Raw genomic sequence first — 13,037 nt, forward strand, 5'->3', positions numbered from 1 at the left:
GAAGAACCGGGAGTTGAAGATGGAGAGCATTGACCGAACGCAGTGCGGATCCAATGCGTCATCGAACACCCACGGCGGTTCAACGCAACTTGCTTCTGAGCGACGCAACCGTCAGTCGACAGGCAGCCTGGTTGACGCCATCCCCGATGACCTGACAGGACGCTCGGTGCTTTGCGTCGGCGCTGGTGATGGGACCTGTTGCTTTGAAGCGGTCCGACGCGGGGCGAGCCGCGTGGTCGGCATCGACGTGCGCCACGATCATATTGATGCTGCCCGACGACGCGCCGAATCGCTGGGGATGGCGGTCGATTTCCGACAGCTTGATTTCGACGCGCGGTATCCTGAGGAGACGTTCGATGACGTCATCTGCCTGACAGGCTTGAGCCAATCGGTTGCACCGGTGGTGCTGCTAGATCGTTTGGTGGATTCGTGCAGGGAGCGGCTGATCATCGGCGTCGAGCGGCTGAACAGGTCGATCCTGAAGGAATTGAAACTCAACTGGTGGCGACGCCTACTCTTCGGCGCGTTCACCTCCACGCCGATCGCGTTCGTGAGCCCGAATGCGCCTCGCAGGCGACGCCGGCGATTCTATTTGTCGACCGAGGCCGTCCGTTGCATCTTGACGGAACGCCGACAAGTGTTTTCTCACGTGGAGACGGCCCATCCGTCGGATCGGCGGTATGATGTTTTGATCGGATACAAACGCCGGATCGAGAATCTGATCGTCATCGCCGGCCCGACTTCTGCGGGAAAGACGACTCTGAAAAACAAACTTGCCTCTGGGCAGGCCAACGAGCTTTGCAAGGAACTCGGCATTGGTGACATCTCATGCTGGCAACAAATGGAGTTCTACGACCTGATCAACCATCCGCGGGCGGAACTCCCCAATGTGATCATGCACTACGATTTTCATGCCCGCTTGAAATGGAACCTGGAACATGAACAGATGTTCGAGTTCGTCGACATCGTCAACAGTGCCCGGAATCTGAAGATCGTGACATTGTGGACTGCGCCGGACCAATTACGAAAGCAGTTCGAGACGAGTGAGATCCAGGATCACATCCGTCGCACCGGCGTCGCGCCGAAGAGCGGCAAGACCCTTCGGCTGCGAGAAGACTACAAGGACGCAAACAAGATCGTCCAGTACTACCGCTGCTGGCTCGACTTCGCGTCGTCGTTCGAATCAAAGCATTACATTCTGTCGAATACCGACGAGACACGAATGATGACGGTGGAACAATGGGAAAGCGAGTGCAGCGGGGGCTCACTGCAAAGCCAACCAGTCGACCGCGTCGCTGAATAGCTGGTCGTCGCCGTCTCCGCTGCGCAGCTTGTCACGCCCGAGCCCTCCGATCAAAATGTCAATCCCGTCACCACCATAGATGACGTCGTCACCGGATCGCCCATCGATGGTGTCATTTCCGTCGCCGCCATCGAGCTTGTCGTGCCCGGCACCACCGATCAGCGTGTCGTCGCCCTCGTTTCCGTAGAATCGAACCGTTTTTTGATCGGTAAGATTACTGGTCAGCACATCGTTTCCGCTGCGTCCCTGGACTGTCACGACCCGGACGCTGTCGTAATCGAACTGGAATGTTTCTTCGTTGAACTGCACGACCAGTTGGTCACCGACTTGATCGATCGTGATCTGGTCGTCGCTGGAAGTTCCCTTGACAACCAGGATGCCGGTGTCGGACATGCGGACGAACAGGTCCGAATCGTCCTGCACCACAGGTGGAGGAACACTATCGCTCAATTGCCCCGGCTGAATGATTCCAACCGCTTCGTGCCACAAATTGGCCGGTTGATCGGGGTAGGAACGAGCCAGCCTGATCGACTTGCTGGGCAAGTACGTAATGTTGTCTGTAACGATCGTGTCGGATTCGGCGTCACGATCGAACGCGATGTTGATGTAAGATTCCAAAATGGCGTTTCGAAGAATGGTCCCCTCAACGCCCGCGTTGCCGGGGGCGCCGAATGCAACATTCACTCCGGACACGTAGAGTCCATCAAAAATCATCGACCAGTTTTCGTAGGTGGACTTGAGCATGTTGATCCCGACGGTGGCGCGGAACTGTATGCTGCTGTTGGAGCCTTCGTTGGCGTTGCTGACCGCAGGGTCCCCGATCACCGTAAAGTTTTGAAATGTGTAGTTGGCATCATGATAGGATTCGACGCCGGCCGACCGCACGTGCCAAACCAACGTGTCTTCGATGAGAGTCCTTTCGTAGTTGCGGAACCGTGTTTGCCCCTGTGACCATGTCAGCCAAATTCCGCCGCGGCTCGATGCAACCTCATTGCCTTTGAAGGAATCAAAGGCGTCGAAGGTACCGCGATTGTCCGTGAATGACATGCCATAGCCGTTGGCGTTGTAGCCAAAGCCACGGGCGTCGTAGACCACGTTGTCTTCGACCGTTCCACTGGCGAGGCGAAACCAAAACCCTGATCCGTCGAGTGCAAAGTCCCTCGAACCGCCGCCACCGTTCCGGCTACCGACCGCAGCCCCGCCGTCGACTTTCGCGACGAGGTTCCCGATGAATCGATTTCGTTCTTCGGATCCATCTTCGGTGACAATTCCGCCACCGTCGACGTCATAGACGATGTTGTTGAGAATGTTCGCATCATCGGTTGCATGAATTGTGATCGACCACTTCAATCCATCGCGGACGACAGACGACTCGACATCGAACTGCCCAAGATTGTGATGGGCATGAATCGGATACCGGGCGGTGTGATTCGTGCCGATGTTGATGACGTTCCCGAATTCATCGACCATCGTGTCGTCCAAACGGTCGCCGGTCGTTCGCCCCATGCTGGTAAACGACGCGTCAACAATCTGAACGTTGGCGTGCCCGGTCGACAAAAAGTGTCCTCTTGTTCCGTCCGGATTCTCCGATCGCAACTCGATGTTTCTGGTCAAGTTGGCGATATGAGCAAACACTTCAACACCGAACGGGTTATCGGAAATCCCGTGGTGATCGTGAGTCACGGCATCTGACAGTACGATCCGATTTCCCTGGATATCAGCAATGAACGCCGTTTCCGTCGTCAATGACTGTTTGACGCCTGTTCGCTGATTCGTTCCCGGCAACAGGATTTCATCTCCGACTTGCCAATCGTTGGGAACCGACCCGACGACGATCTCGGTGTCCCCAGCGTTGATGTCGGTCGCGGCGCGGACATAGGGTGTCACATCGCGGCCGTTCGTTTCGAGCGAGCCGAACACGAGCAAGCCGTTACCGAATTGGAACGGATCGAAGTCGGTTTCGATCGGGGTGTCGGCAAAAACGATTTCGGCTGAGCCCACGATCGGCGACTCTTCCGACCCGATCTGCAACACGCCTGACGGCATCACGTGAATCGTGTTGACTTCGAGCGATGTCGCTCGGTCGGGGGCGAATCTCAGCGAGCCGAAGATCTCCAAGTTTCCGATCCCGGTGATTTCGTCAAAAACGACATCGATTTCGGGAGCGATTCTTACGTTGTCGCCGGGCCCGGGTGCCCGACCTCCCCAAGTCGCCGGGTCCGACCAGGCGCCGTCTTGGATCGCGATGACATCTGCACCGACCATCCGAGGAATGGTATCGTGGGAGGTCACCACAGCAGTGTCCGTCACCATTGCTGCTCCGTGCATGTGGGCAGCGAGCATCTGGCGATACTCAAGTTGCTGGAAAGTCGATTGACGCATCATGTCTGGATTACCGGTGCTCAGTCGTTGTGGTTGTGGGGCTCGATAGATTTGGGGCTTGATGGATCAAGAGCTCGTTCGGCCCGAGCGTCTTGTCGGTTCACAATGGATCGATGTCGATGAACTCAGCGGCGACCAACCGTCGGCTCGTCGATACAATTGCGCGGGGTCGCCAGTGCCATTTGCCGGTCAAACGTTTTGGTCTGACGAGGAGAAAGGTCGCGACGCGTACGTACAAGAAAAACGCAGACGCTCTCCGTAGAAAACAGGCAGTGACCATGCCGCAGGGCCTCACGCGCAAGAATCGGTGACTCTGCCCCAGTCACGAAATCTTCCATCAACTCTAATGCGTGAGTAATTTGCCTAGGCTGGGGAGTATATAGGGCCTGCTCGGATGCTCCTAGGCGTATCTTCCGCAAAGGTTTTGCGGGGAGACCGAGGGACGGCGAAAGTGATTTGGCGATAGGACCATGGAAAATCTTTAGGCATGGGAACAACCGTTGGATAAGAACGAAAATCCAGCTTCGCGGTCATTGATGGTGACACAATGACCACTGGCTCCGTCGCGGTAGGTAGACCCGTGCTGCCTCAACTATAGGTTGGGTTTTCTAGGCAAGATGGGAGTTTTTCTATTTGTCAATGGAGATGTCGGAAGCCCCCATGCAGCCCGTCGCGGTTTCAGCCGTAGTATGTTTTCAACCCACCGCCAGCGACCGGGATCGCTGAAGCGAGTGGTGTGAAAAGAAGATTGAATTCTTGACGGAAAAACGAAATGCCTGACGCGCAGAAAACTCACGACATTGGGATGCCGATTTACAAGGGGATGTGGCACTATCGGCCGGGATGGGAAAACGAGGTCACGCCATTGGCGGAAACGGTCGCAGGCGACAACAGCACGGTGTATCGTTTCGGACTTTGCTCGCACACCGGCACGTATGTGGAGACGAGTCAGCACAAACTTGCCAACAATATTCTGCTGGACGATTTCAAACTCACCGACCTCGTTTGCACTTGCAAGGTTTTGTGTCTGGCGTCCGGTCAGCCAGGCAAAGAGGTCACGCTTGACGAGTTTCAATCCGCCATGGATCAATCGGGCCTCAGCGTAAATGCGGGGGACTCATTGCTAATCGCGACTGGTTGGGGGATGAATCACGCGGCGTCAGATTACCTGGACGCGTGCCCCTATTTTTCGAGACGACTTGTCGAATGGTTGTGTCAAACGCGACTGCATCTTCTCGGTGTCGACGTCCCGATCATCGACCACCCGATCACGCCCTTTGGGGCGGTGAAAAACCTCTTTATGTCGAACCCGCGCCTGCTGCTGATCGCCCCGCTCGTCATTGATCTGGCGGTCGTCACAAGCGGCACGTACTTACTGGTCGCCGCACCGTTAAATATCCAGGGTGTTTCGGCCTCGCTGTGCCGTCCTTTGTTGATCGAGCTCTGATTATCCGGCAAATCTGGAGCATCACTCAAGACCGTTAAAACCAAGCGGTTTTGACTGCGACGAACCGTAGGCAACGGATGGGCAAGTAATCCGCCGCAGCTTGGTTTTCGGTTGGGCCGGACAGTCGCCGTCCTCTCCGAGGTCGGCACATGACAAAGCTTCGCTTTGTGGGCGCCGAGTTCGGAGAACACGGCGACTCTCCGAACGCTTCGGCTACCCGCAAATTAAGCTGCGGCGCAATACTAGGGATGGGGGCAGGCCGATCTTGATCGCCCCCTGAATACGCAGCATAGGCTTCTCAGCAAAACGCTCGTTCCGACAGGAAGCCTCGCTCGAATGTCGCTTCGGCGATCGCTGCAACCACCAGCCAACGGGGGGGCGGGCGGCGGTATACATTGATCCGGGTTTGGATTATGGTATGCGGGTCGAATTCTCCAACGAGCCGTCTATTCCGCTGATTGGCGATTCCCCCTCTTGTGCCGCATGTCCGGTTCTTGGCTAACAGCTCGATGATGACTGTCTTCTTGAGCGTCGTATTTTGGGTGTGCGTTTTGGGGGTGATCACGCCGTACGTGGTTTACCCGGCGTCGCTCTTTCTGCTTTCGCGTTTGCGTCAGCCACATGAACCGGGCTCCGCGACGCCGCGCGCCAGTGTGGTGATCAGCGCCTACAACGAGGCGGCGGTCATTCGCGAAAAACTGGAAAACGCGTGTGCCCTTGACTACCCGTCCGAACTGCTGGAAGTGATCGTGATTTCGGACGAATCGGACGACGGAACGGACGAGATCGTCAGGGAGTTCGCCGGGCGATCGGTCAAGTTGTTCCGCCAAGTTCCGCGTGAGGGCAAGTCGGCGGCACTGACGAAGTTTGTCCCCCGGTGCAACGGCGATGTGATTGTTTTCAGCGACGCTAATTCGGTGTACCAGCCCGATGCCGTCGCCAAACTGGTCAGACACTTTTCCGACCCCAAGGTCGGTTACGTCGTCGGCCACCAGCGATATCACCAAGGCGACGGCGCGGCTTCGAAGTCGGAGAGCGCGTACTGGGACTTTGAAATCCGGCTGAAGTGCTGGGAAAGTCGTCTGAGCAGTGTGGTCGGAGGTGATGGAGCGATCATGGCGATGCGGCGAGAGCTGTTCTCTCCGCTTCAGAAAGATGACATCAATGATTTCCTGATTCCGCTTCGCATCGTGGTCGCCGGGTACCGGGGCCTGTTTGATCCCGAAGCCGTCTGTTATGAAGAGGCGGCACCCAGCTTCGGTGGAGAGTTCAAACGCAAGGTGCGGATCGTCAATCGCAGCTTCCGTGCCTTGACGCGTGCCCCCGGTGCGATGAATCCGCTGAAAGTAGGGGTGTTTGCCTGGCAGTTGATCTGTCACAAAGTTGTTCGCTGGCTGGCACCGGTTTTCCTGATCGGTTGCTTGGCGACCAGCACAGCGCTGGCGGCAAGCGGATCGACGTTCTTTCAGTTGACACTGGTCGTGCAGATCGCCTTTTACCTGCTTGCGGTGGCGCGGCTGATCCCCAAGGTCGGCGAGTTCAAGCTCATCTATCTGTGTTACTTTTTCTGTTTGTCGAACGTGGCGGCCGGGTTGGGCATCATCAATATTTTTCTGGGCCGAAAGTTCTCGACTTGGACGCCACAGCGGACCGAGATATCGAAATCGTAGCGGGAGCGAAGGGGCCTATCCGATGAAGACACGGCAAACGGACGCCGATTGAATGACGTATCACCAAGTTCTGCAACTTGTCTTGGCCTGCTGTGCGTTGGCGCTGGTGTACGTGTACGCACTGTTTCCGATCGCGATGAGTGTGATCGGAAATCGGGCCGGCAAGCGCGAACGTCAACCGAGCGGCAACGGCAGCGAGTCGAGTTCCGAGCTACCGAGTGTCACGCTGGTGATCCCGGCACACAACGAGCAATCGGTCATCGAATCCAAGCTGGACAATTCGTTGAAGCTGGAATACCCGGACCAGCTTTTGAGAATCATCGTCGCTTGTGACGGAGTGGATGACGCGACCGCTGATCTTGCGAAAGCCTACGAATCGGAACGGATTCGGGTGTTGGCCTTTCCCGTCCGCCGCGGTAAGGCCAGCGTGATCAGCGATGCGGTTGCCGATGCCAACACCGAGCTGGTTTGTTTGTGCGACGCCAACGTGATGTTCGCTCCCGATGCGCTGCTTAGAATGGTGAAGCACTTCATCCAGAAAGACGTCGGGGCGGTCAGCGGCGATGTCCGGCTGGACAGCGAAAAATCGAGTTTCGGTGCGGCAGAATCACTCTATTATCGCATCGAGCGCAGCATTCATCGCGGCGAATCGCGAATCGGATCGATGATGGGTGTTGACGGAGGCATGTATGTCATCCGTCGAGAGTTGTTTGAGTCGCTGGACGAGAATACGATCCTGGATGATTTTACGGTTTCCATGGGAGTGATTCGCAGCGGAAAACGAATCGTGTACGAACCGGCCGCGATCGCGACCGAGAGCGCGACCGAGGCTGCGACGACCGAATTCAATCGACGTGTTCGACTGAGCACCGGCGCGGCCCAAATCGTGTTGCGACGTCAGTTCCCGTCGATTTCACAACCCGTCGAACTGCTCACCTTTATTTCGCACAAACTGCTCCGTTGGCTTTCACCATTCATCATCCTGATTGCCATTGCGGCACTGTCGGTTTTGGCGATCTCCGATGGCTATTATCGGGCGATCGCATCGCTCTTGTTCGTGATAGGCATCTTGTCGATCATCGGCGCCGTTTCGGTCACGCTGCGACGTCTGACGTTGTTTGCGGTGCCGTTCTATTTTTCGATGAGCCAGATCGCGATGGCATACGGGACATGCAAAGGAGTGTTCGGTCATCCCAACGCCCGGTGGCAACGGACGGCTCGCGAAGTCAACAATGTTAGTCCGGAGTGAATCGTGAACCCGCCCTCCGCCGAGCACAACGAGTTGCGATTGGTCGTCACGATTGATACCGAGGAGGAGGGTCTGTGGTCGGGCGACTATCCGTTAACCGGTGAAGTCACCAATATCCGAGGCGTACCGCGATTCCAGGAACTCTGCGATCGACATGGCGTGCGTCCAACCTATTTGATCGACGCACCGGTCGTCCAATCCGACGAGGCGGTGGGTATCTTGAGACCGATTCAAGATGACGATCGAGCGGAGATCGGGACGCACGTTCACCCCTGGAATAATCCTCCGACGTCGGAAGAGCGTTCGCCAAGAAACTCTTACCTTTGCAATTTGCCCGAGCAACTGCAGCGAGAGAAAATTGCTTGGCTGACCGACATGATCGAATCACGTTTTGGGCGACGTCCGCGCTCGTTTCGTGCCGGCCGATACGGCCTGGACATTCATGGCGCACGGATCTTGCAAGAGTTGGGTTACCTGGTGGATTCTAGCGTGATTCCACTGACCGACTACACGCCGGCGGGCGGCCCTGATTTTCGCCGTGCACCGATGGCTCCCTATCACGTCGGCGGTGACGACTTGATCGAGCCGCATCGATCCGGCCAGTTGTACGAAGTCCCCGTCACCGTCGGGTTCACTCATCGGTGGTTCGAATTGGCCGGTTGGTTGCGTTCGCAGGCCCACCGCCCCTTGCTTCGTCGATTGCGAATGGTTGGAATTCTGGATCGGCTGGGCCTTGCGACCCGCGTGAAAATGAGCCCCGAGCAGAGCAATGCGAGGCAGATGATGCGATTGGCCCGATCCTATCAGCAGCGTGGCTACCCGATTCTGATGTTGATGTTTCACAGTTCGTCGTTGGTTCCGGGGTTCTCACCTTACGTGCGGAACGAACGCGATCTGGACGATTTCTACAACCGGCTGAACACGGTCTTTCACTATTGTCTTAACGACCTGGGCGCGCGAAACTCGACGTTAGTTGAGTGCGGTCCTGGACAATGAGGGAGTGGGAGACGGCATGAAACGCATTGCGATGGCACGTGGTATTCACCTGGCGATCTTGGCGTTGTGTGTCGTCATGCTGCTTTACCAGGCGTCGATCCCTGCGGCGCATGAAGGCAGTGTGGGATGGGTTGAGGAAGGTTATCAGCCGCCGTGGGAGGCCATCCTGTTTGGTGCGGTCGCGTTTGGACTGGCGTCGCTGTCGTGTTGGTATCCGGCCAGTGGCATGGTCGCCATCACGCTCGTTACGTTCGGAATTCGCCGCTACAGTGCGGAACTGGAATGGGCGTGGACCAGCGGATTTCAAACCGCGGTGGTCATCTTGTGCGGCGCGGGCATGTTGATCTCACCGCCGGTTCGCCAGCGATTGCAAAACGCGTGGAATGGCAGGCACGTCTGGCCGCGAGTGGTGGCGGCAATGTTCCTGTGGAGTTTGCTTTGTGAGGGGATCGCCCGTTTGACCAGCGACTCGGTACCGGGTCCGAAACATCACGTCCTGCGAATGATTGAATCGCTGGTCGTGTTACTGGCAGGCTATGCATTTTTCACCAACGTCCGATCGTTGCGATGGATGGCTTCCGCTGCCGTCGCAGGACTTGCGTTGCTGTTGTTGCAAGTTCCGCAATTTGAAAATGCTTCCGATGTTGCGTTTGTGATGGCACCGATGGCCTGTTTGTTTGCCGGCCTGGCAATCTGCCAGCGCTGGCCGGCGATGATTCTGGTGTCCGCCCTGGCGGCTTGCTGCAGCCTGGTGTCGATCGCGACGGCAAACCGAGGAGCGAATGTCGGTCTGCTGGTCGGTTTAGCCTGTTTGCTGATCGCGAGTATGCGTACTGCCAAACGAGCTGCGGTTGTCATTTTGATGTTGGCTGTCGCAGGTCTGTTTGCATTTTCTTCACCGCTTCGGCCAAGGATTCAGCAGTGGATTGATGCCGGATGGGAGACGCCGACCCTGAAATCGCGTCTGGAATTTTGGGAAACCACGCTGCAGGCACCGGCCGGTCATCTTGTTTTCGGATCCGGCCCGGGGCGTGGTGGTCAGAACATGTCCCAGGAACTCGAGTTGTCTCGATGGAGAGCAACCCACAATAGCGTTTTGGAGATATTGGACGAACAGGGAATCATCGGCGCGGTCTTGTGGTTGTTGGTTTGGGGGCTCGCGTTGCTGGCCTGCTTTGGCGGCTTCCGCAGCGATGCACCATGGGTCAGTGGCGTTTCTTTGGCGGTGTTGGCCAGCTTGCTTGCGATGTTCGTCGGCGCGCTCGCAGTTTCGCGGCACGACGACATACGAATGTTTTGGTTGCTCGGACTCGCATTGGCTTTGGGTGCACTTCGCCGCAAGGGCGATGAGATAGAACCAAAACGAAACCCGTCGGCGCACGTATCCAATGGCTGAGTATCGAGCGGCGTACCGAGTCTTTGCAGTCTTGGCGGCGATCTCCGCGGCCGGAATGGTGATTGGTTCTTGGGCGCCGTTCGAGTTTCATGCCGCGGATTTTGATGTCGCATGGCAGCAGCTTTTGGCACCGCAATCGGGCCGGCTCTCAAGATCCGACTTTGTGGCGAACGTGTTATTGGGAATGCCGCTTGGGTTTTGTCTGCTCGGAGCAACTCACCGACGGAAGGTACGGTGGGAAACCGCGGTGGCTAGAGTAGCGTTCGTACTTGCGATCTCGATCGCCATGAGCGTTGTTTGCGAACTCGGTCAATTCTGGTTCGGCCAACGTGTTCCGTCCCGTCGGGACTTGATTGCACAACTGATCGGGACGATCGGCGCGATTGCGTTGTGGTTTGGGACTGGACCTCGGCTGTCGCAAATCCTGGGCAGACTGCAAACGGCGCCGTCGCGTCATGCACGATTCCAATCACTTGTTGCGCTGGTGTCGGCCGGTGTTGTGGTCTGGTCACTGATGCCGTTCGCCGTCATCACGTCGCCAGTGGATCTTGCCCGAAAATGGGCCAAGGGAGGCATTCGGTTCGTGCCGCTGATTTCCGAAAACGCATCGATTCCGGCGTTGATCTATCAGGGTGTCGTGAGTATCGGTTTGGGAGTCCCACTCGGAATGTGGGCCGGAGGGTGGCTGATTTCTCGGTTCGAACGCCCCCTCAGCCTGGCCACACGCGCGCTCACAGCGCTCGCAATCGGATTCGGGATTGAACTGTTGCAGGTCTTCATCCACGGTCGCGTCGCGACGGCGACTGATGCATTGTTTGTGGCGGCAGGAGTCGTGATCGGGTTGCAGCTGGCCGTTGTTTACGAACGTCACGAGAATCAAACGTCGGCTTTGGCTTGGGAGAAGAAATGGATTAGCGACCCGGCGTTGTGGTGGTTTTTGGCAACGTGCTACTTCGTTGTGATCGCCGCGATCTCTTGGTACCCGTATCAATTCACGCATGATTCGGACGAAATCCGCACCATCGTCTCCGATCTCAAGTCCAATCCGTTCGCAGACTACCGCGGATCCAATCTGCGAGCGATCTTCAACATCGCGCGAACAGCAGTCTTGTCATCGATCCTTGGCGGATTGGTGGGGGTGGGTGCAAAAACCATCAGACATCGCACGGTGCAACGGCTAGCGAGCATTGTTGCAATCCTTGTGGTCGTTGTTGCCGCGGGTGTGATCGAGCTTGGACAAGCCTTTGAAGCCAATCATGTCGGAGCCGGATTCGGATTCTGCGCCCGTTTGCTGGGCGGAGTGGCAGGTTACCTGGTTGCCCGATCGGTCCTCGGTTCGTCACGGAGATTGCAAGACACAGCGAGCCAACGTCGCGAATTGTCGCCCCGCGGCGTCGATCCGGCCGCCAAAGCGGAATATCTACCTGGCATGGATGGTCTTCGGGCGATCGCGTGTCTGGCCGTGTTTGGCGTCCACTGGCAGCAACTCACTGGTGTCGATGGGAATGTCGGACCGTTTGACGTGGGGCTTCTGTTAACCAACGGCAATACGGGTGTTGCGGTGTTCATGATCCTGAGCGGGATGCTGCTTTCGGTCCCGGTCTTGCGGAGTGCCCGACGCGGTTGGTCAGATCTTTCGTTGAAACAGTTTTTTTGGAAACGGGTGGGCAGGATCCTGCCAATTTATTGGTGCTGCCTTGTGGGAATCGCCGTTCTCGGTGGCTACTACACCCACCCCAAGCATGTTGCCGATGTCATGCTCCATGCGGGATTCATGCACAATTTTTTCTCTCAAACGCTATACAGCATCAGTGCCCCCTTTTGGGCTCTTGCCCCGATCATTCAGTTTTACTTTCTATTTGTGCTGATCATCGCTTTCTTGCGTGCGATCAATCGCCCGACGGGGATTGTTTTGGTCGCGACCTTTGTCGTTCTCGGCGTTGTGTCTCAGGCTATTGTGACCGCATGCACGTTCGTCGAACCTTCGGACCAATGGAGCGCTGATTGGCTGGGGGCAAATGCCAAGTGTTTGCAGCACAGCCTTCCTGCCCACTTGATGATCTTCACTCTTGGTGTCGTCGCGGCTTGGATTCACGTGCGGAAAACTGCCACGGCTTCCTACATCGCGGACGTGCTGGTGGTTTGTTGCGGACTTTGCGTGCTGCTGTTTAGCGCCACGCAGTGGTTAAAACCACTGTACCTGCCGGGTGGACGTTATGGGTTTCCCTGGATTCCGGCGGCGTTGGCAATACTCGTTGTTGCCGTTCCACGTGGGGTCTGGGCCGCACGAGTGCTCGAAGCATTTCCGCTACGAAGATTGGGAAGGGTTTCCTACGGTTTCTACTTGATGCATCTTCCGATCATGAAGGGAATCATCTTGGGGTTTCATCGAACATCGGTCAATGTCGTTGAGTTTCCACTTGCGTTTGCAATGCTGGCAATTTTGGTGGCGTACGTCGCGAGCGAACTTGCCTATCACTGGATCGAGCTGCCGACTCGAAAACGTCTATTGAGCAGCATGCGTCAATAACCGTTGGTACCCCCGCGGTCGATCGCTCAACGACACGCGGTTCAACTCGCTGAGTGACGGCTTC

8 protein-coding genes are annotated in these 13,037 nt (G+C 56.8%); 7 read left to right on the forward strand and 1 reads right to left on the reverse strand.

The window, feature by feature from the left end; translation table 11 throughout:
• Positions 1-19: 19 nt before the first annotated feature.
• A complete protein-coding gene (locus tag Mal15_RS17865) occupies positions 20-1,303 on the forward strand; it encodes a class I SAM-dependent methyltransferase (protein ID WP_167546889.1) in 1,284 nt (427 codons plus the stop codon).
• On the opposite strand, the gene Mal15_RS17870 is transcribed toward Mal15_RS17865, so the two are convergent.
• Entirely contained in the window at positions 1,265-3,685 is a 2,421-nt protein-coding gene (locus Mal15_RS17870; RefSeq protein WP_167546890.1) for a G8 domain-containing protein, read from the reverse strand. The two genes, Mal15_RS17865 and Mal15_RS17870, sit on opposite strands and share 39 nt — an antisense overlap.
• Before the next feature lie 805 nt (positions 3,686-4,490).
• Between Mal15_RS17870 and Mal15_RS17875 the strand changes: the two genes are divergently transcribed.
• The 6 genes from Mal15_RS17875 (at position 4,491) to Mal15_RS17900 (ending at position 12,973) form a co-directional block, all read left to right on the forward strand.
• Positions 4,491-5,132: a cyclase family protein gene (locus Mal15_RS17875; protein WP_261344638.1), complete on the forward strand. Its 642-nt coding sequence runs from the start codon at positions 4,491-4,493 to the stop codon at positions 5,130-5,132.
• Positions 5,133-5,641: 509 nt separating this feature from the next.
• The gene (locus tag Mal15_RS17880; RefSeq protein WP_147869016.1) at positions 5,642-6,802 is read left to right on the forward strand and encodes a glycosyltransferase family 2 protein; all 1,161 of its coding nucleotides are present in this window, start codon (positions 5,642-5,644) and stop codon (positions 6,800-6,802) included.
• Between the two features lie 52 nt (positions 6,803-6,854).
• Positions 6,855-8,051 carry a glycosyltransferase family 2 protein gene (locus Mal15_RS17885; RefSeq protein WP_147869017.1) on the forward strand — a complete coding sequence of 399 codons (1,197 nt, stop codon included), beginning with the start codon at positions 6,855-6,857 and terminating at the stop codon, positions 8,049-8,051.
• A 3-nt stretch (positions 8,052-8,054) separates the two neighbouring features.
• Positions 8,055-9,047 (forward strand): polysaccharide deacetylase family protein, encoded by a 993-nt coding sequence (locus tag Mal15_RS17890; RefSeq protein WP_147869018.1) that lies wholly within the window; start codon positions 8,055-8,057, stop codon positions 9,045-9,047.
• A gap of 16 nt (positions 9,048-9,063) precedes the next feature.
• Positions 9,064-10,443: an O-antigen ligase family protein gene (locus Mal15_RS17895; RefSeq protein WP_147869019.1), complete on the forward strand. Its 1,380-nt coding sequence runs from the start codon at positions 9,064-9,066 to the stop codon at positions 10,441-10,443.
• A gap of 55 nt (positions 10,444-10,498) precedes the next feature.
• The gene (locus Mal15_RS17900; RefSeq protein ID WP_261344639.1) at positions 10,499-12,973 is read left to right on the forward strand and encodes an acyltransferase family protein; all 2,475 of its coding nucleotides are present in this window, start codon (positions 10,499-10,501) and stop codon (positions 12,971-12,973) included.
• Positions 12,974-13,037 lie beyond the last annotated feature (64 nt).

Origin of the sequence: Stieleria maiorica (assembly GCF_008035925.1) — a bacterium.
GTDB lineage: Bacteria > Planctomycetota > Planctomycetia > Pirellulales > Pirellulaceae > Stieleria > Stieleria maiorica.

Coding starts and splice junctions, on each gene's coding strand:
- Mal15_RS17865 (WP_167546889.1), top strand. CDS start 20: ATGGAGAGCATTGACCGAACGCAGTGCGGATCCAATGCGTCATCGAAC.
- Mal15_RS17870 (WP_167546890.1), bottom strand. CDS start 3,685: ATGCGTCAATCGACTTTCCAGCAACTTGAGTATCGCCAGATGCTCGCT.
- Mal15_RS17875 (WP_261344638.1), top strand. CDS start 4,491: ATGCCGATTTACAAGGGGATGTGGCACTATCGGCCGGGATGGGAAAAC.
- Mal15_RS17880 (WP_147869016.1), top strand. CDS start 5,642: ATGATGACTGTCTTCTTGAGCGTCGTATTTTGGGTGTGCGTTTTGGGG.
- Mal15_RS17885 (WP_147869017.1), top strand. CDS start 6,855: ATGACGTATCACCAAGTTCTGCAACTTGTCTTGGCCTGCTGTGCGTTG.
- Mal15_RS17895 (WP_147869019.1), top strand. CDS start 9,064: ATGAAACGCATTGCGATGGCACGTGGTATTCACCTGGCGATCTTGGCG.
- Mal15_RS17900 (WP_261344639.1), top strand. CDS start 10,499: ATGGTGATTGGTTCTTGGGCGCCGTTCGAGTTTCATGCCGCGGATTTT.